Origin of the sequence: Paenibacillus allorhizosphaerae (genome assembly GCF_042659105.1) — a bacterium.
Classification (GTDB): Bacteria; Bacillota; Bacilli; order Paenibacillales; family NBRC-103111; genus Paenibacillus_G; species Paenibacillus_G allorhizosphaerae.
The window spans coordinates 18322-37056 of record NZ_JBHSRV010000026.1 but is presented as its reverse complement, the minus strand read 5'-3'; the positions used below and the strand labels follow the sequence as shown (position 1 = coordinate 37056).

At 54.0% G+C, this 18735-nt stretch carries 15 protein-coding genes; 4 read left to right on the top strand and 11 right to left on the bottom strand.

The genetic code is table 11. The features are described 5' to 3' along the window. The first annotated feature begins 42 nt into the window (after positions 1-42). Positions 43-927 carry an RNA polymerase sigma-70 factor gene (locus tag ACFQI7_RS35525; RefSeq protein WP_218101987.1) on the top strand — a complete coding sequence of 295 codons (885 nt, stop codon included), beginning with the start codon at positions 43-45 and terminating at the stop codon, positions 925-927. 98 nt (positions 928-1025) lie between these two features. On the opposite strand, the gene ACFQI7_RS35520 is transcribed toward ACFQI7_RS35525, so the two are convergent. From ACFQI7_RS35520 to ACFQI7_RS35495, 6 genes are all read right to left on the bottom strand, one after another. After that, entirely contained in the window at positions 1026-1562 is a 537-nt protein-coding gene (locus ACFQI7_RS35520) for a GDYXXLXY domain-containing protein (protein ID WP_230415481.1), read from the bottom strand. Then, complete coding sequence (locus ACFQI7_RS35515) at positions 1559-2794, bottom strand: DUF2157 domain-containing protein (RefSeq protein ID WP_218101988.1); 1236 nt, start codon at positions 2792-2794, stop codon at positions 1559-1561. Before ACFQI7_RS35515 ends, ACFQI7_RS35520 begins: the two co-directional genes overlap by 4 nt. A 336-nt stretch (positions 2795-3130) precedes the next feature. Beyond that, the gene (locus tag ACFQI7_RS35510; protein WP_218101989.1) at positions 3131-4348 is read right to left on the bottom strand and encodes an MFS transporter; all 1218 of its coding nucleotides are present in this window, start codon (positions 4346-4348) and stop codon (positions 3131-3133) included. Positions 4349-4373: 25 nt separating this feature from the next. Beyond that, positions 4374-5063 carry a type 1 glutamine amidotransferase domain-containing protein gene (locus ACFQI7_RS35505; RefSeq protein ID WP_218101990.1) on the bottom strand — a complete coding sequence of 230 codons (690 nt, stop codon included), beginning with the start codon at positions 5061-5063 and terminating at the stop codon, positions 4374-4376. Between the two features lie 163 nt (positions 5064-5226). Next, positions 5227-6096, bottom strand: coding sequence for a LysR family transcriptional regulator (locus ACFQI7_RS35500; RefSeq protein ID WP_218101991.1), 870 nt, complete (start codon positions 6094-6096; stop codon positions 5227-5229). Between the two features lie 187 nt (positions 6097-6283). Then, positions 6284-7174, bottom strand: coding sequence for a LysR family transcriptional regulator (locus ACFQI7_RS35495; RefSeq protein WP_218101992.1), 891 nt, complete (start codon positions 7172-7174; stop codon positions 6284-6286). Between the two features lie 127 nt (positions 7175-7301). On the opposite strand from ACFQI7_RS35495, the gene ACFQI7_RS35490 reads away from it, so the two are divergent. From ACFQI7_RS35490 to ACFQI7_RS35480, 3 genes are all read left to right on the top strand, one after another. Further along, the gene (locus ACFQI7_RS35490) at positions 7302-8375 is read left to right on the top strand and encodes a branched-chain amino acid aminotransferase (RefSeq protein WP_218101993.1); all 1074 of its coding nucleotides are present in this window, start codon (positions 7302-7304) and stop codon (positions 8373-8375) included. Positions 8376-8443: 68 nt separating this feature from the next. Further along, on the top strand, positions 8444-8638 hold the full coding sequence (locus ACFQI7_RS35485; RefSeq protein ID WP_218101994.1) for a hypothetical protein: 195 nt from the start codon (positions 8444-8446) through the stop codon (positions 8636-8638). Between the two features lie 187 nt (positions 8639-8825). Next, complete coding sequence (locus ACFQI7_RS35480) at positions 8826-9881, top strand: metallophosphoesterase family protein (protein WP_218101995.1); 1056 nt, start codon at positions 8826-8828, stop codon at positions 9879-9881. Between the two features lie 99 nt (positions 9882-9980). On the opposite strand, the gene ACFQI7_RS35475 is transcribed toward ACFQI7_RS35480, so the two are convergent. The 5 genes from ACFQI7_RS35475 to ACFQI7_RS35455 form a co-directional block, all read right to left on the bottom strand. Beyond that, entirely contained in the window at positions 9981-11855 is a 1875-nt protein-coding gene (locus ACFQI7_RS35475; RefSeq protein WP_230415483.1) for a peptidoglycan D,D-transpeptidase FtsI family protein, read from the bottom strand. Positions 11856-11985: 130 nt separating this feature from the next. After that, complete coding sequence (locus tag ACFQI7_RS35470; RefSeq protein WP_218101996.1) at positions 11986-12561, bottom strand: LOG family protein; 576 nt, start codon at positions 12559-12561, stop codon at positions 11986-11988. A 163-nt stretch (positions 12562-12724) separates the two neighbouring features. Continuing rightward, complete coding sequence (locus tag ACFQI7_RS35465) at positions 12725-14908, bottom strand: methyl-accepting chemotaxis protein (RefSeq protein WP_218101997.1); 2184 nt, start codon at positions 14906-14908, stop codon at positions 12725-12727. Positions 14909-15331: 423 nt separating this feature from the next. Next, a complete protein-coding gene (locus tag ACFQI7_RS35460) occupies positions 15332-16957 on the bottom strand; it encodes a response regulator transcription factor (RefSeq protein ID WP_218101998.1) in 1626 nt (541 codons plus the stop codon). Beyond that, complete coding sequence (locus ACFQI7_RS35455) at positions 16932-18728, bottom strand: sensor histidine kinase (protein WP_230415485.1); 1797 nt, start codon at positions 18726-18728, stop codon at positions 16932-16934. Before ACFQI7_RS35455 ends, ACFQI7_RS35460 begins: the two co-directional genes overlap by 26 nt. Between the last annotated feature and the right edge of the window lie 7 nt (positions 18729-18735).

Here is an 18735-nt window from a genome sequence, read left to right as displayed (position 1 = left end):
ACGATTATCGAATGTAACGCATAAAGAAAGGAGCGGCTCATCATGTCACAACCTCCAATGGAACAATGGTACCGAGAATATAAGCCGCTGCTGTTTTCTATCGCCTACCGGATGCTCGGTGCCGTGTCGGAAGCCGAGGACATCGTGCACGATTTGTTTCTCACGATCCCAAAGCTGCACACGGAAGCCATTCACAATACGAAAGCGTACTTATGCAAGGCCGTCACCCACCGCTGCATCGATTACCTGGAGTCCGCCCGCGTCCGGCGGGAGCAGTATGTCGGGCCGTGGCTGCCCGAACCGCTGCTGTATGACGCCGCTTCGCACGGCGACGATCCTTTATGGCTCGCAGAGCGCAACGACGATATTTCCTTCGCGCTTCTTCTGCTGCTGGAACGGCTGAACCCGGTAGAACGGGCGATTTTCGTCCTCCGGCAAGCGTTCGACTACGATTACAAGGACATCGCGGAAATTTTAGGCCGCAGCGAAGCCGCCTGCCGCAAAACGTTCAGCCGCCTCAAAGAGAAGCTGGAGGCGGAGCGGCCGTCCGCGGAATCGGATGAACTGCAAACGACGGAGCCGCTTGTCCGCGGTTTTCTTCAAGCAGTCGATACCGGTGACGTGGAGCAGTTCCTTCACCTGCTGACCGAGGATGCGATTTTGCTCTCCGACGGCGGAGGCAAAGTCCGCTCCGCTGTCCGGCCCATCCTTGGCGCCGATCGGGTGGCCGCCTTCCTGCTCGGCGTCAACTCGAAGCGCCCCGATTCTATGGTCGCCCAGCCTGCGGTCATCAACGGCTCTCCCGGCATAGTACACCTGCATAACGGCCGGCCTTACAGCATGATGCTGTTTGAACTTCTCGATTCCCGGGTGCATCGCGTCTATGTGGTCAGAAATCCGGATAAAATGCGGCATGTGAAGATGTGATCGCTCTACTGGATTCAGACATCAAGGTGCAAATGGCGCCAAGCCAGTCCAATCAAATCCAATCCAAAACAAAAGAGGAGGCTCTGCCTCCTCTCTCTTTACGTCCGATCCTCCAACTGCTCGATCTTCGCCTGCCCCCACGGAGCGACCTTCATGCGCACGACCAGCCGATCCGCCTTCTCTTCAAGCGATTTGCCGGTACCTTCCGGCACATAATATTTTTCCACGCCATACTTCACCCTGATCGAGTCCGGCGAGTTGTAATTGACGCTGCCCCGAAGCGCAATCTCCCCCGGCTGCACCGCCGGCTTTGTCCGGTAAGCGCCGACCGCCTGAGCCAAGCCGTCTGCTCCCGGCTTCAAGACGACGTAGATCGGCTCGCCCCGCTCCGGCGCAGGGCCGGCTTCTTTCCACAGCCCCGGATCCAGCCGGCTGATATCGTAGCTTAACGTCACGTAATCGCCGTAGAGCAAATCCCGGGGATCCACGGGTACGGTCTTGACGCGGATTTCCTGGCCAAACCAGCCGACCGCGTAGTAAGAGACCGCGATACCTGCCAATACCAACGTTTGCAGGAGCACAAGTCCGGCGAGCAACCAGGAACGGCGCTTATTCGTACGGGTCGATTCCATCATGACCGTTCCCCTCCTTCGCGTCCGTCATGAAAAAACTGTTTCTTGCGGCGGTTCAAAAACCAGCTGAGCAGCAGCAGCAGCACGCCGCCGATAATAAAGAACAACGATTTGTCCATGAAATCCCATGTGAGCTTGCCATAGGCAATTAACGTAGCTACAATAAACAGCACCGTGCCGACATTGATTTTGAAGCGCCATTCCTCCGCATATCCTCTCCAGAGCACATACAGCGAGAAAAAGAACATCGCCAGCAGGTACATCAGCTCGATTCCATTCGGGAGATACAAGTACGGAGCGAGCAATATCCACTCGAAAGCGCTGGACACCGACCCCGCGCCTCTTCGCAGCTTGCCGACAACGGACAGCACGAACAAGACAGCCAGAAGGCTCAAATAAGCGGCAGGCTGCGCCAGCAAATGCTCATGGAGGTACGTACCGCTCCAATCGAACGAGAACAGCACCATGAAAATGCCGAAGACGAATGCCGCGGCAAGCGGCGCGAACTGCAGCGCGAACCGTTCCGTACGCTCCTTCACCCAATCGCCGAGCGCATACAGCGCCATAGCCGGGATGAACATCCAAATGAATTTCATGTCGCCGGACGTCGTCCACAGCATCGAGTGCAGCGTCATGCTAAAGGCAAGGCAACCGATCAACAGCGGATTGCGTCGATGCCAGGCATACCATCCGAGTCCCACCGTCATCAACACAAAAGCAGTGTAGCTGAAAGTGCCGAATTCGGACACGCTGTAAATTTGCGCCACATTAAACAGCAGCAGGCTAATGAGATACAAATAGCGGCTGCGGTACAAATAAGCGGTTAACGCGCCGGCCGACGCCCACAAAATAAACGAAAACGCATTGTAAGCCACCAGATGAAACATTTGACCGATTAAAATAATGCCGGCTCCGAAGCTGACAACTCCGAGACTGACGATGGCCATTCCGAGTTTGTCATGACCGCGGCGCACCAGCCTTTCTCCGGCGGCATAAAAACCGGCCATAAACACGATGATCATCGTCAGACGCGCGAACTCGGGGATATCCTGCCAATTGGCCGCGATAAAGCTCAAAATGCCAAGACCTACCAAAATACTTCCCAATATCGGCAGCAGACCGACGGCATGTTTTTTATCTTCATACAAGTTTACTATTTGATTGACCTGCTCCCGGCTGACGATCCCCCGTTCAACCCAGAGAGGACCTTCTTTTTCCACCCATTTGCGGCTCATGCTTGCACCACCTCTTGTCCGGACCGCGCCTCTTTCGGAAGCGGGTCCTTTTGTTATCAGTATACCTTGATGCGCCGGAATGAAAAGTACTAACTTGCCATAGTACCCCGAACGCTCGTTCCAAATAAATGAACTACAGCCGTTGTTCTTGAACGATTCATTGATAGTCTATGCCCCGCCGAACGGCAGCATCATCAATTCCCTAATATTCGGTAGCCTGGGCACCTTCCCCAGATCGACAAGAGGCCGCCGGGAAATCCCGGCAGCCTACGATTGATTGATCTTCTATGATTAGCGCGTTATCGAACGGAGCGATACATCATTCTATCATAACGATTACTCCATCGTGTGCCTCGGCACCGTTTTGTTTAACCGCATTCCCCAAAGCGTAAACAAAATGCCGACGACCGTTACGAGCGCGGCTACCCACGGAACCGCACGGAGTCCCCCGCCGAATTGCAGGTCGATGACTACGCCTCCCAAATAGGCGCCGAGCGCATTGCCGAGATTAAATGCCGCGATGTTCAGCGTAGATGCCAACGTCGGCGCCTCTTTCGCCGTATTCAGCATGTGGAGCTGCAGCCCGGGCACGGTGCCGAATGCCGCGATGCCCAGTAGAAAGACGGTGATCAATGCAAGGATTTTATACTGATCAGTTATACTGAACAAAGCAAGAATGACGGCAAGCGCCACGAGAATCCCGGTAAGCGACGGCAGCAAGCTGCGGTCCGCCAGCTTTCCTCCGTAAATATTGCCGATCGTAATGCCGATGCCGAACAGCACAAGAATGTAGGATACCGTACCCGAAGCGAACCCCGAAATATCCACCAGGATAGGCGTAATGTACGTGAATGCCGTGAATACGCCGCCGAATCCGAACACCGTCATCAACAGCGCCACATGAACAGCCGGCCGACGCAAGACGCCGAGCTCTTGTCGTAAACTGGAATGGGCAAATTTAATTTTGGGTACGAGCGCGATGACGCCGAGCAGCGCAATCACGCCGATCGCCGTAATTAACCAGAACGTGGAGCGCCAACCTGCCGCCTGGCCGATGAACGTCCCTATGGGCACCCCCAGGATGTTCGCCAGCGTCAGCCCGGTAAACATGATGGCAATCGCCCCGGCGCGCTTCTCCTTGGGCACCAGCTCCGCCGCGACGACGGAACCGACCCCGAAAAAGGAGCCGTGCGTCAACGCCGCCACGATGCGGGCGATCATCAGAATCGAATAATTGGGCGCGATCGCCGCGATCGCGTTGCCTGCGATAAAGATCGCCATCAGCAGGAGAAGCAGCGTTTTGCGCGGCATCTTGTGCGTGGCGATTGTAATGAACGGTGCGCCGACCGCGACGCCAAGCGCATAGCCGGTAATGAGCAGGCCGGCCGAGGGGATGGAAACGTGGAGATCAGATGCCACCTCCGGCAGCAGCCCCATGATGACGAATTCGGTCATCCCTATAGCGAAAGCCCCAAGCGTAAGAGCATATAACGCAATGGTCGAGCCTTTGGACGAAGCCATTGCGGATGATCCGGCCGTACTGTCTGAACGCATGATAACCCCCGCCTCTTCTTTAGATTTATAATGTAGTGTTCCTCATTTCGGACGTTTCCTCCAATTTTGCGATGACCGTATCGGTTACAGCCACGGTAGACTGCGGATTTTGTCCCGTAATCAGATTGCCGTCTACCTCGTAATGAACGGTCCAGTTCGGAGCCGCCGTATGGATCGCTCCCAATTCACGAAGCTTGCTCTCCAGCAAAAACGGAAGATGCCGGTCCAGCGTCGTTTCCGCTTCTTCCCGGTTTGTAAATGCGCTGATGCGCTTCCCGGCCACAAGCGGCTGCCCGTCGGATCGCGTTGCATGGATTAACCCCGCAGGACCGTGGCAAACAGCCGCCACCACCTTGTTTGCTTCATAAAACTCGCGAAGCAGCTGCCTTAGCTTTTCACTCCGGGGAAGGTCGTACATCGTTCCGTGACCGCCCGGCAAAAAGATCGCGTCGAACGGTTCAGCCGATATTTCATCGAGCTTTACCGTATGCTCCAGGTGCAGTTTCGTCTCGATCATCTCTTGCGGCGTGTTCTCGCCGATGCTGCCCGGATCGACCGGACCCGCTCCGCCAAGCGGGCTGGCCACGGTCACCCCATACCCTTGCTTGGTGAACCCTAAATAAGCCTCGGCAAATTCCGATAGCCAGATGCCGGTCCGCTTGCCCTCCACAATATCCGTATGGTTCGTAACGACGATTAATATGTTTTTTGCCATGTTTTACAGCCTCCTGTATTTAACTGATTTCTGCTTTCGTATCGTTAGTTTAAGGCGAAAACATATATAAAACAAATTATGAAATATTAATACATCCATAAATATATTTATATATAACGCGTGCAAAAAAGCAGGATCAGCCTCAGTGCTTCAGCAGCTGACCCTAGGCGTCGTCGCGGATGATGTTCAACATGTCTTTCATTTGCGGCAAATGTTTATGTTTCATTTTATAAGCAATGTACAGCTCGTTGTGTACTTTCAAATCTTCGAATATGACTTTTGCCCGGGCGCACGCAGAGCTTTCCAATAGATACGTAGGCAGCAGACTGATACCCGCCCCGTATTCGATCGCCTTCAAAATCATGTGCAGGTTCGGTATGATATGCGCCGGCTTAATGAGCGGTCGTTTCTTGAAATGTTCTCTCCACATGCGCCGTATAATCGGCAATTCCAAGCCGTAACTGATCCATTGCTGCGAGCAGAGCCACCGTTCTTTGGCGGGAAGAGCGGCCATGTCGGGAACATCCAGCTCTGTAGGAGCCACGATGACAAACTCCTCGTCGTACAGCTTCACATATTCGATACCCGGGGTGACAAATTTTTTCGATGTAAAAATAATGTCTACCTTGTCTTCCTTCAATAATTCCAGCAATTCATCCGCCATTCCGAAATACGAAACCGTACACAGTTTGTACTTCGTAAGCTGAGGAAGAATTTTTTCATGGTAAAACTCGTGCGCCGACCCGATCCGGATGACTTTGAGCTCCGGCAATGAGGCGGATTTCAGGCTCATCGTCGTCTCCTCAAGCGTCTCCACGAGCGGTGCCAGCTGCGAGTAAAGCTCCTTCCCTCTTTCCGTCGGAACGAGCTTCCTTGCGGTTCTGGTGAACAAAGGGCAGCCCACCTCAGCCTCCAGCGCGGCTAAATGCTGACTCATGGCCGGCTGCGTCATGATGCGGCTCTTTGCGGCTTCCGAGACCGAGTTATGCTTATAAATCGAAACGAAGCTTCGATACCATTCAAAATCGACCATATGATCCTCCCGTTAATTATTATCGCTTCTCCGAACCGGATGCGTGTAAGTTCCTGCTCTCATTTTATCCGATCCGGCGGATTCATGCATGCGGCAACCCAAAAGCGGGAATGGATCGAGCGACTACCTTGACCGGGCGAGTCTGTCAAACCCGCTCCATTGGAACGCTTCTGGCCGCCGTACATCGCTATTCGGAGAAAATATCGATGAAGTGCCGCGCGCTTTTCGATAAATACCGGTCCTTCAGCCACAAAATGCCGACATCGTATTGAAAGTCCGCGTCCGCGATCGGCAGCATTTTTATAACGGGCAGCGGGAACGAAGCCATGACGGATTTCGGGAACACCGTTGCACCGATGCCTGCCGCCACAAGGGCGATAATGATCGCCACGCTGGAGCATTCGCAGATGACCCGCGGCTCGAAACCGTGCCGCCGGCACTCGTTCATCACCCGGTTGTGCATGCCGGTCGTCTCGTCGGTTTTCAAAGTCAGGAAGGGCACATCCGCCAGCTCCATCATCTTGATCGCCTCATGCATGGAAGCCAGGCTCCAGCTCGCGGGCAGAACGGCAACGAACGGATCGGACGGCAGCGGCAGCACCGAGTACGACCGGGCGTCATGCGCCGCTTCGAAAGGAAGCCTCGCGACGATGAGCTCGATGCTTCTTCGCTCGAGCTGCTCCCCGAGCAGAAAATGATCGCCCTCGCTAATTTTGAACGTCACCCCCGGATACCGTTCATGGAACGTTTCGATGATCGGCGGCAAAAGCGAGATGCACGAGACGACCGAACCGATCGACAGCACCCCTCGAACGCCCTCGTCCACCTCTTTCACTTCCTGAATCGTTTCATAGAACTGCAGCAGCAGCCCTTCCGCTTTTTGCCGCAACAGCTCACCCGCATGCGTAAGCTTCAGCCGATGGCCGCTGCGGTCGAACAACGTCACATTCAGCTCCTCTTCCATCAGCTTCAGCTGACGGCTTAAAGGCGGCTGCTCGATGTTTAACGCCTTTGCCGCGCGCGTAATTTGCCCCTCGTTCGCGATGGCCAGAAAGTACCGCAACTGCCGGATATCCATTTCATCCGCCTCCACTACTACCATACCTATTCGGTATGAATATGTGATAAAAAAGATATTTTAAATATACCTTCAGAGGTGCTACAATTCAACAAAAGCACTCTTTTCAGAAGGGATGACTGTACCGATGGCAAACAGCATCGAAGTTGAACTTACTTCTCACAAAAAAAAGAAACCGGTTACCGACCAGCTTGAATTCGGCAAATATTTCACCGACCACATGTTTATTATGGATTATGACGGGGAGCAGGGCTGGCATCGGCCGCGCATTATCCCGTATCAACCGCTCCTGCTTGATCCCGCGGCCAAAGTATTCCATTACGGCCAAACCGTATTTGAAGGGCTGAAAGCTTACCGTACGCCGGACGGCCGCACCGTGCTGTTCCGTCCGCAGAAAAACTTCCAGCGGCTCAACCACTCCAACGACCGCCTCAGCATCCCGGCGATCGACGAGGAGTTTGCGCTTGACGCCTTGAAGCAGCTGCTGCTCATTGACCAGGACTGGATCCCTGCGGAGCAAGGCACATCGCTGTATATCCGTCCATTCATCATCGCTACGCAGCCGTCTTTGGGCGCGTCGACTTCAACGCACTATCAATTCATTATCATCATGTCGCCGGTCGGCTCGTACTACGCCGAAGGCATCCATCCAGTCAAAATCCATGTCGAATCCGACTATGTTCGTGCCGTACGTGGCGGCGTCGGCATGGCGAAAACGGCGGGGAATTACGCAGCTTCGCTCCGAGCGCAGGATGCGGCGGCGGAACACGGCTTCGCGCAAGTGCTATGGCTCGACGGCGTCCATCGCAAATATATCGAAGAAGTCGGCAGCATGAACGTTTTCTTCAAAATCAACGGGACCGTAGTGACCCCGGCCTTGAACGGCAGCATATTGGACGGCGTTACCCGGAATTCCATTTTGCAATTGGTCCGCTCGTGGAACATCCCGTGCAAAGAACGGCAAATTTCCATCGACGAGCTGTATGAAGCTCACAAAAACGGGACGCTGGAAGAAGCGTTCGGCACAGGGACGGCCGCCGTCATTTCTCCCGTCGGGGAGTTGAACTGGAATAACGAGCGGCTAGTCATCCATGGCGGTACGACCGGCGAACTGTCTTCCAAGCTTTACAACACGTTAACCGGCATACAACGCGGGGAGCTGGAAGACGAGTTCGGATGGCTGGTACAAATTTCCTCTTGATTTCACCGATAGGCGGAAGGATTTTGCGATGCGATAGCGAACTATCCGCCTAAGGAGGTGAGCAGTCCGTGTCCGAAAAGTATATTCTGTTGAATGAGCCCGATAAAACGATGTTCGTATTCAACAAAAACGGCAAAGTGTACGGTCATATCGTGAAAAATAAAACGGATAAAGCACCGGCCAAATTTGTGTTTGAAACGGCGTCGTACGATACGGTCGAAGCGCTGAAGTCGGATTATCCGCCGCATGAATCGAACGGATAAGCTCTCCTTGTTTCTTGTTTCCGTCATCGCCAAAAATGCCGCTCTCCCGAGAGCCGGCATTTTTTTAATTTCCCGGCATCTTCGCGAAAAACCGCATGTTTCACTTATTCAAAAAAGTTTCCCTTTCCTATATAATATAAATTAACTAAACAAATATATAATGCATCGTTCCGAAGGGGTCTGATCTATGATTTCTCGACGCAGGTTCATCAAGCAATTGCTCGGTCTCATCGCACTGGTCGCCGGGGGAGGCACGGCGGTATTTCAAGCGCTGAAACAGGAGGAATTTAAAGCGGAAAGCGGCCCGGAAGCGGCACCCGCCGGCCAACCGGAAGAAGCCCCGTCTGAGAAAGCCGTACCTGAAATACCGAAAGAACCGCTATTATCGTTTTTTTTGCTCAGCGACATGCATATTTCCGTAGATGATTCGACCATGACGGATAAGCTGCATCTTGCGCTCAAGGATGTATCCGACTTCGATTCGCCGGTGGACACCGTCATACTGGGCGGCGATTTAACCGACTTCGGCCGGGAAAGCGATTATAAGCTGCTTCGGCGCATCATGGACGAATACAAGCTGCCCAAAGTTTACGGCAACATGGGCAACCACGATTATTACGATATTTGGTTGAACGCGAACGGTCATTTCTCCACCGAAACGATGCCGAACGGCAAAACGGACGCAATGTCCAGGAAGCGGTTTCAGCAATTTATCGGGTACAAAGATTTGCCGTATATCGACGTATGGGTGAACGACGTGCACCTCATCCTCGTATCTCAGGAGCTTTACGTCCAGGAAAAAGCCGATGTCGGCGAAGGCGCGTGGTATTCCGACCAGCAGCTTGACTGGCTGGCGGAGACGATGAAAGTGCATAAAGACGGAAGACCGGCGATCGTGTTCATTCATCAGCCGCTGCCCGAACCCGGAACCGACGGTGGAACGCACCGCCTGATCCGGGCTACACGGTTCCGTGAAATTTTGGAGCCGTACCGCAACGTCTTCGTGCTGTCGGGACATACGCACCGCAGCTTTGTAGGGGAAGACCATTACAACACGCAGAACACGTTCCACTGGTTCAACAACGCTTCCGTCGGCCGGACCCGCGGTACATCGGCTTCCGGCGGCGCTTCGGCACAAGGCATGTACGTACAGGTTTATCCGCATCAGGTTGTCGTCCGCGGCCGCGAATTCACCGATCGCTCGTGGATCGATAAGGCGGAGTGGACCGTACCACTCGTCTAACCGCCATGCATGTTAAAAGCCGTTTAAGGTGAATGCCGCTTCTATCGCCTTAAACGGCTTTTGCAATCATGCATCGCTGCCTCGATGAAGCGCACTCTGCTATGACTTCGCCGCCTGTCCGCTCCCGGCAAGTACATTCATCACTTCCTTGAACAGCGAAACGGACTTATTGGGCTGCCCTTCCGGCACATTCTGGATCAATACGGCGACGGCATAGCGCGGGTGATCGGCCGGACCGTAGCCGATAAACCAATGATTTTCGCCCGGATGGCCATTCTTCAGCGTCATTTGCGCCGTGCCCGACTTCCCGGCCAGCTCCCACTTCGCGGAACGAAGCGATTGGCCTGTACCGGAATCGACAACCTCTCCCATAAATTCCAGAAGCGTCTTCGCCGTTGCCGGTTTAATCGCCCGCTCTTTCACCGTGTCCAGCCGCTGAGCCGGAAACTTGTAATACAGCCGATCATTGCGGAAACGTATTTCGTCCACGATGCGCGGCGACAACACTTTGCCTTGATGCAGCAGCGTGACGACCAAGTTCGCCGCCTGCAGCGGAGAAACGAGCACATCCCTTTGCCCGATAGCGGTTTGCACCAACGCGCCGCCGTCTTTCTTCAAGGCGTCGCTGTGGTAAATCTGGCCTTTCTCTTCGCCGTCCAGCTGATGAAATACGCTCACGCCCGGAGCATCTCCCGTCCATCCGACAGGCACCTCCAGCCCAAGCTTGCGCGCATATTGCTCCAGCTTGTCCCCACCTAGCCGCTGCGCCACTTTGGCAAAGACGATGTTGCAAGACTGCGCGAATCCTTCCTCCAGCGTGAGGCGGCCATGACCTTCTTTGTTCCAGCATGTGAACCCGTACTCCCCGAGCTCCCCATCGCATTCAAACGTTTCTCCGGGCTCCGTCACGTGCTCTTCCAACGCCGCAGCGGCAGTGACCGTCTTGAAGATCGAGCCCGGCGCGACCGCCTTGACGGCGCGGTTGCTCCAGTCCTCGTGCTGCAAATCGATATGCTCCGGGTCAAAATACGGCCGGCTGGCCATCGCCACCGTATCCGCATTGCCTGCATCCAGCACGACTACGGCCCCTTGCGATATACCCAACTGATCCATTCGCGCTTCAATGCGCGACTGCAGCACGCTATCAAGGGTCGTCATCACTTTGAGCGGATAATACGGATTGTTCGGCGCGACCTCCCGTAGATCGAGACCGCCCAGCGGCCGCTTGGCCGCATCGGTAAATAAAGAAACCGTTCTTGCCCCGATGCCCTGCAGCCAAGGCTCGAACGTTTTTTCCAGCCCGGCGTTGCCGATTTTGCTTGTGAGCTGAAGCTCCCCTTTATGGAATTGATCCGTAAACTGCCGGGTCACCCGCTCCGGGTTTTGACCGATGTAACCGATCACCTGCCCGGCAGCTTGTGGCGCCCCGTAGCGCAGCTTGTAGGGCATGACCCTTATGTTCGCCAGCCCTAGCGCTTCTATGCGCTGCACCTCAGCGTCGGTCAGTGCAGCGGGACGTCCATCCCGCTTCCAGATTTGCGGCGATTTCAAGCCGTTTATGAAATCATGTAGCGGCTGCGCCGGTATATTCAATATTTGTGCGACTTGAGCCGTCTCTTTTCTCCGCCGGCTTTTCTCTTCGTCCGATAGTTCTTCCTTCATCGGAAAGAGCGTGAGCACTTGAAGCGTCGTACCGGTTAAGGACAAGCCGCTGCGGTCGTAGAAGTCGCCCCTTCCGCTGTCCAGCACAATCCCTTTCTCGCGCTGAACGACTGAGTTCTCGACCAGATCGATTCCTCGGCCGGCAAAACTCCGGGAAGCCGCCACCTGAATCCAGAACAAACGCGCATTCCACAGCAAAAGCACGCTGACGATGAGGAGCAGGGCGATGAAAATGCGGTTTTTCTTCAGCTTCCCCTCTTCACCCATAGGCGTTGCGCGCTCGATCCGGTCTTTGCCACTATCGCTGTCCATTCGTCAAACGGCACCTACTTCCGGCAGTTTTACTACCATTATGATCCGGAGTACGTTTCGACAAACGCTGCAAGCAGCGGAAATTGCAGCAAGACACGGTCAAGGCAGAAATAGCCGGTTTCTTCTTATATCAAGCGGACCCCCATTTATTTTGCTGCTCCGTCCGGGTAAACCGCTGCAAGCCGTTTACTAGTTCCGCAGGATGTTCCTCCACGAGAAATAGATCCATGTTCGATGGACGGGCAAAGCCAGCCCCAATCGCATGTGAGATTAATGCGGACAATGGGGTATAAAATTGTTTGACATTCAACAGCCCTACCGGCTTTTGATGAATCCCGAGTTGTGACCAGCTAAGCACCTCGAACAGTTCTTCAAACGTGCCCAGCCCACCCGGCAAAGCAACGAAGGCATCGGCCAATTCGGACATCGCAGCCTTTCGCTGATGCATATTGTCCACTTCCCGCAGCTCCGTTAGCCCGCTATGGACCATCTCCCCGCGAAACAACCCTTTCGGCATTACGCCGATCGCTTTACCCCCGCCGGCTAGCACGGTATCGGCGATCAAGCCCATAAGACCCATTCTGGAGCCGCCGTAGACAAGCTCCATCTCTCGCGAAGCCAGTTCTTGCCCCAGCAGCTTCGCAGCTTGAGCGTATTCCGGAGAATTGCCGGTGTTGGAACCTGCAAATACACATATTCTTTTCATACCTAATCCCCCCGATAATGGACATTTGACGGTGTCGACTTGCCGTAATAAGATAGCGCTTTGGACGAAACTTTCTTTTAGACGATGGCAATCTTATAGCATTATACTAAAAAAGCGTCCGTTCCCCAAAAGGAACGGACGCCGGACGTTATTGAGAACTAGTCTACACTTGGAAACGGGATAACGAATCTTTTAAAGAGTTCGACAGCTCCTCGAGCTTGTCCGACAAGCGAACGAGTCCGGAGCTGATGTTCATCTGCTCCGAGCTGAGCGATGCGACTTCCTCCGACGTTGCGGACGACTGTTGCGCCACGGCGCTTACGCTGGTCATCGCATCGTTCAAAACAAGCTGCGATGCTTCGAGCTGGCTGATCGATTCGGTCGCATCGGACAGCTGCGCAATAAACCCGCCCATGTGCGACTGCACTTCTTTGAAGATTTGATCGGCTTCCTTGACGGATACGATCTGTTCCTGGAAAATCGGGTAAGCTTGCGACAGCACCTGGACCGTCTCATCGATTTCTCTTTGGATTTTCTCGGTAATTTCGCCGACAACGGCGATGGATTGCCGCGACTGATCCGCGAGCTTGCGGATTTCATCGGCAACGACCATGAAGCCTTTCCCGGCCGCACCGGCCCGCGCCGCTTCAATCGTAGCGTTCAAAGACAAAATATTGGTCTGTTTCGAAATGTTGTTCAGCATCTCGAGAATTTTACGGATGGAGCCTGTGCTCTCCTTCAAATGATCGACCTTCTCGACCATGGATCGGATCATCGATTCCGTTTTGTTCGTTTTCCCCGTCAGCTCCGACATGTACACAATCCCCTGCTCCGAAGATTGCTGCACTTCGGATGCGGCGGTTCCCATGACGACATTCGATTCGACGACGATTTTCATTTGCTGCCCGATGTTGTGCGTCAGCTCGGTGCCGCGTTCGGATTCAACGGCCAAGCTCGAAGCGCCGCTTGCGATTTCTTCGGTGGCGACGGCGATTTCTTTGGCTGACGTCGCCGTCTGCTTGGATGCTTCCGACAGCTCGGATGCGGTGATCAGCACCTCTTGCGCAGACTGGTTCGTCTGCTGCACAAGCGCTGTAATTTTTTCCATCATCTCGTTAAAGCTTAGGCCGAGCTGACCGATTTCATCCTGGCTGATGACGGTCATGCGTACGCGCAAATCGCCGCCCTCGGCGTCCTTCATCAGGTTGCGCAGCATAATAATCGGCCTGCCGATCATCCGGGCGATCAAATAACCGATGATGACCGCAATGACCGCTGCGACAGCCGCCATAATCCAGGTCATCATCAAAATGAAACCGGCGTCCTTCACCAGCATAGCTACCGGCATCGCCCCGATCAGCAGCCAGCCGGTCTTCTCCGATTTAAAATAAACGAGCTGCATGTCTTTTTTGTCGCTAAGCAAATTGCCGTTCGCTTCTTTGAATGAATCCAAGGCTACGCCAATGGCGCTGTCGGCACCGATGGAAGCCAGATTCGCATCATACAGGAGTTTGGCGTCCGGGCCGACGATAACGGTTCTGCCGCCTTCCCCCATATTAATTTCGCCAAGTTCTTTGCCGATCGCGTCAATATTGATCTCCATCATCAGCACGGCATCCCCACTCGCCGATGTAGTGCCGGTTAGCCCCTTCAGCACGCGCCCTACGGCGAAAGCCGGGGAAGTCGTCCCGCCTTCGGCAAATCCTTTGGACCGCGTTTCAAGCCAGGTCGCCTTGCCGTTGTTTTCTACGATTTTCTTGAACCAATTCTCTTGCAGCAGCGACTCCTTGCTAAACGACGTCGAACCGGTATTGATCGGCTCTCCGTTGCCATTGAACAAGTAAAGGGCTTTGATCGTTTTGTTCGAGTAGGAGTACACATTCAGTTTCTCGCCGATCTTTTGCCTCAGCAGCAAATTATCATAAGATCCTTTGCTGGTCGCTTCAATGTCGGTAATCATCTTTTTCAAATCGTTGTCCAACACGACTTGCATGGACAGATCCTCGTAATTCGCATACAGCAGGTCGAGCTTTTCGCCGGCCAACGTAATGGTCTGCTCCGTAGCGCTTGCCACTTTTTTCTGGATAATGCCCTTGGAAATGACATAGGACGTTAGGCCCACCGTCAAAACAAAGAACAATATGCTGACGAAAAAGATGAGGAACAGCTTGGCGCCGACCGATTTGAGCAGGTTTTGCAAGCCAATGCTTTTCAGTACGTTTTCTCCTCCGGAAAAACCGGTTCCGCCCGCTATTTTTCGTTTGAATTGAACATCGGATAATTTGCTGGATAACAACTTGCCTGCCTTGTGCAGACTGGCTTTGAGTGAGGATATTTTATCCTTCACAGGGTCCACCGCCTTGTAAGTAATAATGTGTCTGATTTGGCCGTATAACAAGGTACACGGAAACTATGCAGGAAACAAATAAATGGCCGCGACCGGCTCGGCCTGTAAACAATGATTTCTTTATATCCCCCCATCAATAGTAAAATAGTAGGATTACAGACTTAAAAACTATCCATCCTACGAATATATATAGATTAGTTTTTCGACACAAAACCCGATAATCCTTTCCAATACGGGTGATTTTATGAAAAAAGATTGCCATATTTATGCTGTTCCGACAATAAAAAACGGCAGCCGCGGCTGCCGTTTCCATTTAAATCAGTTCTTCATGCCTATACTTTCTTCCTCCATCGGACTCTGGGACGGTAAGTCACGCACGGTCCTCTCATTGTCTTCCATCATATGAAATATTCACCGTCTTGTTTACGACGGAAGATGCTGGTCCCGGTATTCCTGCGGCGTCAAGCCCGTATGCTTTTTAAACACGTTGATGAACGAATGCGCGCGCTGATAGCCGAGCTTCGCGGCAATTTCGTATATTTTTTCCTGGCTGTTCAGCAGCAGCTGCGCCGCTTTCTCCATACGGAGACGGTAGACATAGTCGCTAATGTTTTCCCCCGTTTCCAGCTTGTATATTTTGGAAACGTACACGGGATGCAAATACACGCGATCCGCGATCGCCTGCAGCGAGACATCCTCGGACAAGCTTTCCTCGATAAACTCGCGAACTTGCCGGATCAAGCCGATCCGCGAGTCTTTCGTTTCCGCCTCCGACCGGCTTCTGAACCGCCCGAACACCTCCTGCGTCCAGTCGTGAAGCTGCTTCCACGTTCGGAAAGGCGTTCCCTGAAGCAGCCGGTCGTAGTCGGTCCCGATCAGCGAGGACAGCAGTATTCCGCTTTTGTGCGCCGTCTGCGTAATCGCCGAAGAAATCGCGAGGAACACTTCCAGCAAATACTCCTCCGATTCCGCTCCCATCCCCTTCAGCTCGGCGAATATGGCATCGATCCGCTCTTCAAGCTTGCCCCAGTGCCCTGCCTCAAGAAGCTGGGCGAGCGTCGGAAGCTGGTATACGCTGTGCAGCAAGGGCAGCTTGCCCGGCAAATCGTTCGAACCGCCAACGGCCAAAATCAGCTCCTGCTCGCGTCCGACGCGCTGGCGAAGAGCGGTGAGCGTCCGGTCGTACACGGTCGTAAGATCGGCGGGGAAGGCGCCCCACCCGCCGATCAAAATCGATACTTGGCCTTTCAGGTACGTTCGGATCGCATGCTGCAGCTGCGATGCGGTTCGCTCCAAACGCTCGCTTCGCTCCGCCTCCGCTGCCTCCACGATGCATTTGACGAGAAAAATGACGTTATCGTGCGCATCTTTGCCTTGCCACAGCTGAAAATCTTGCGCAAACAGCTCCTCCGCCATATTGCCGATGCCGTATTCCACCAGCGCTATGCTTTGCGCATCGTAGCCCGGAAACGGATCCTCCAGCCGGATCAGTAGCATGGCGAAAGTGGAATCCATCAGGTCGGGCGCCTGAAGCAGCTTTAATTTGTTCGCGAGCCCCTCTCTCGAATAGCGCCGTCCCTGCAGCAGCTCAGCCAGCAGCTGGCCGCGAAGCTGCGGCAAGTTTTCGCGCAGCGTCCGCTCGATCCGTTCCTGGGAAATGATTTGCGCCCATTCTTCCTCCAGCTTGCGCAGCACTTCCTGCGCCGTCTGCAGCAGCTCCTCGTCAGTCACCGGCTTCAGCAAATAGTTCGCCGTCCCGCGGACGATCGCTTCCTGCGCGTAAGCGAAGTCGGCGTGGCCCGACAGCAGAATACAGCGCGTCTTGTGCCATTTCCGCTGAATTTCCGCGGCCAGCTCCAATCCGCTCATGCCGGGCATCCGGATATCGGTAATGACCAGCTCGATCGGATGCTCTTCCAGCAGCTCCAACGCTTCAAAGGCCGAGTACGCTTTGTACACCTTCGTCACTCGAATGCTGTCCCAAGGAACCAGACCGGCAAGCCGTTCCACCACATGCGCTTCGTCATCCACGATCAGCAGTCTCGCCATCCGCATCCCCTCCTTCTATTGCTCCCGGACCGGGCCGCTCCGCTTCCTGCCATGCTAGCGTAATGCGCATGCCGCCCAGCGGCGACGCTTCCAGCAATAGGCCGGCTTCTGTCCCGTAAGCGTACTGCAGCCGCTGATGAACGTTCCACACGCCCGTTCCCATATGCCGGTCCATCGGCAGCGCCAGCTTCCTTCTCAGCTTCTTCATCTCTTCTTCCGTCATGCCCCTCCCGTTGTCCTCGACAACGAGACGGTACTTGCCGTTCTCCGACGTGCCGCTAATAAAAATGAGACACTCGCCCGGCTGATGTTCGATACCGTGTACAATGGCATTTTCGACAATCGGCTGCAGCATCAGACGTGGAATTTTCAATTCCAGCATCTCGTCCGGAACGTCGATTTCATAATACAGCCGCTGCATGCGCAAGTTTTGAATGTTCAAGTAATGCTGCACGAGTCCCAGCTCCTCCCGCAGCGGAACGCTCTGTTCTTCCAATCGCGTTGTGTAACGATAATATTCGGCGAGACTTTGCGCCATCGTGACGACCGATTCCTTGTCGCCCATTTTCGCCGTGTTAATAATGAAGAATAGGCTATTGTACAAAAAATGCGGATTGATCTGCGCCTGCAGCTGCTTTAACGTCGCTTCGCGGGCGCGGATTTTTTCCTCGTACACATCTTCCACCAGCTCCTGAATCCGCTCCGCCATCCGGTTGAAACGCTGAAACAGGAAGTCGAATTCGTTATTCGCCCGGCTCTGGAGCCTCACGGATAAATCGCCCTTGTGCATCCGTTGAACGGCATGCATCAACCGCTGAATCGGATTGCGGACATACCGGTAAAGCAGCAGGGCCGCGGCGACGCCCATAATTAGCAGCAAAGCGAACGTAACGTAAAAAAGCGTCCCGCTCGTCGTAATCGGCCTCAGGATCGTCTCGACCGGCAAATAATCGACCAAGTACCATCCAAGCTGCGCAGATTGAACGTAATTGACCGAATAATCGCGGTCTTCGATCCGCACGACGCGATGTCCGATCGTTTGCTTCGCGGCATCCGGCGAATCCGCGTTCAGCGCTTCCACCAGCAAGCCGATTTTGCGGCTGTCGGGATGGCTGCTGACGACAGGATCGTATCCCGTTTTATAAAAGAACGGGTCCCCCTCGCCCCCCGCTTTGACTTTGTCCAGCATCCGCGTAATGTTATCGATCGGAAACGCCACCTGGAACAACGCCTGTGTTTGTTCCACGGTAACCGCTTTGATCGGAACGGCGATCTGCCGCGCGAAATGGCCGGCAATCGATGAGCCGACCGATATTTTCTCATATGTCCATTGCGCTATCGGAACATGTTCGGCTACGTAAGTCTGGTCGTACGTTTTGAAAATGTTAGAGGACACGACTTTGCGGTCTTTCGGCAAATAGACCGTCAACTCGTTCGTCCACGGGCTGGAGACGCTTTGCAGGCTCAGTTTCTCGAACACTTTCGATTGTTCTTTAATCGTGTCAAAACCGCCGTCGTCCCGCCGCTCGACAAAAGCCCGGACATACGGGTCCGAGCTGAGAATGACTGGGAAGAGCGACAACTGCTCCACGTTTGAATCGAATTGGCTAAGGAAAAAGGACAGCTGATTGAGGCTGGAAGATTGAATCTGGCTCTTCACGACCTCAACGCTGACCTTGTAGGAATAGCTGTATAAGAACAGAATCGGCACCAGCAGCACAATGATCGCTGCCAGCGCCTTTCGAAAAATGGTGAATGGTCCGGTCATCATCTTTTTG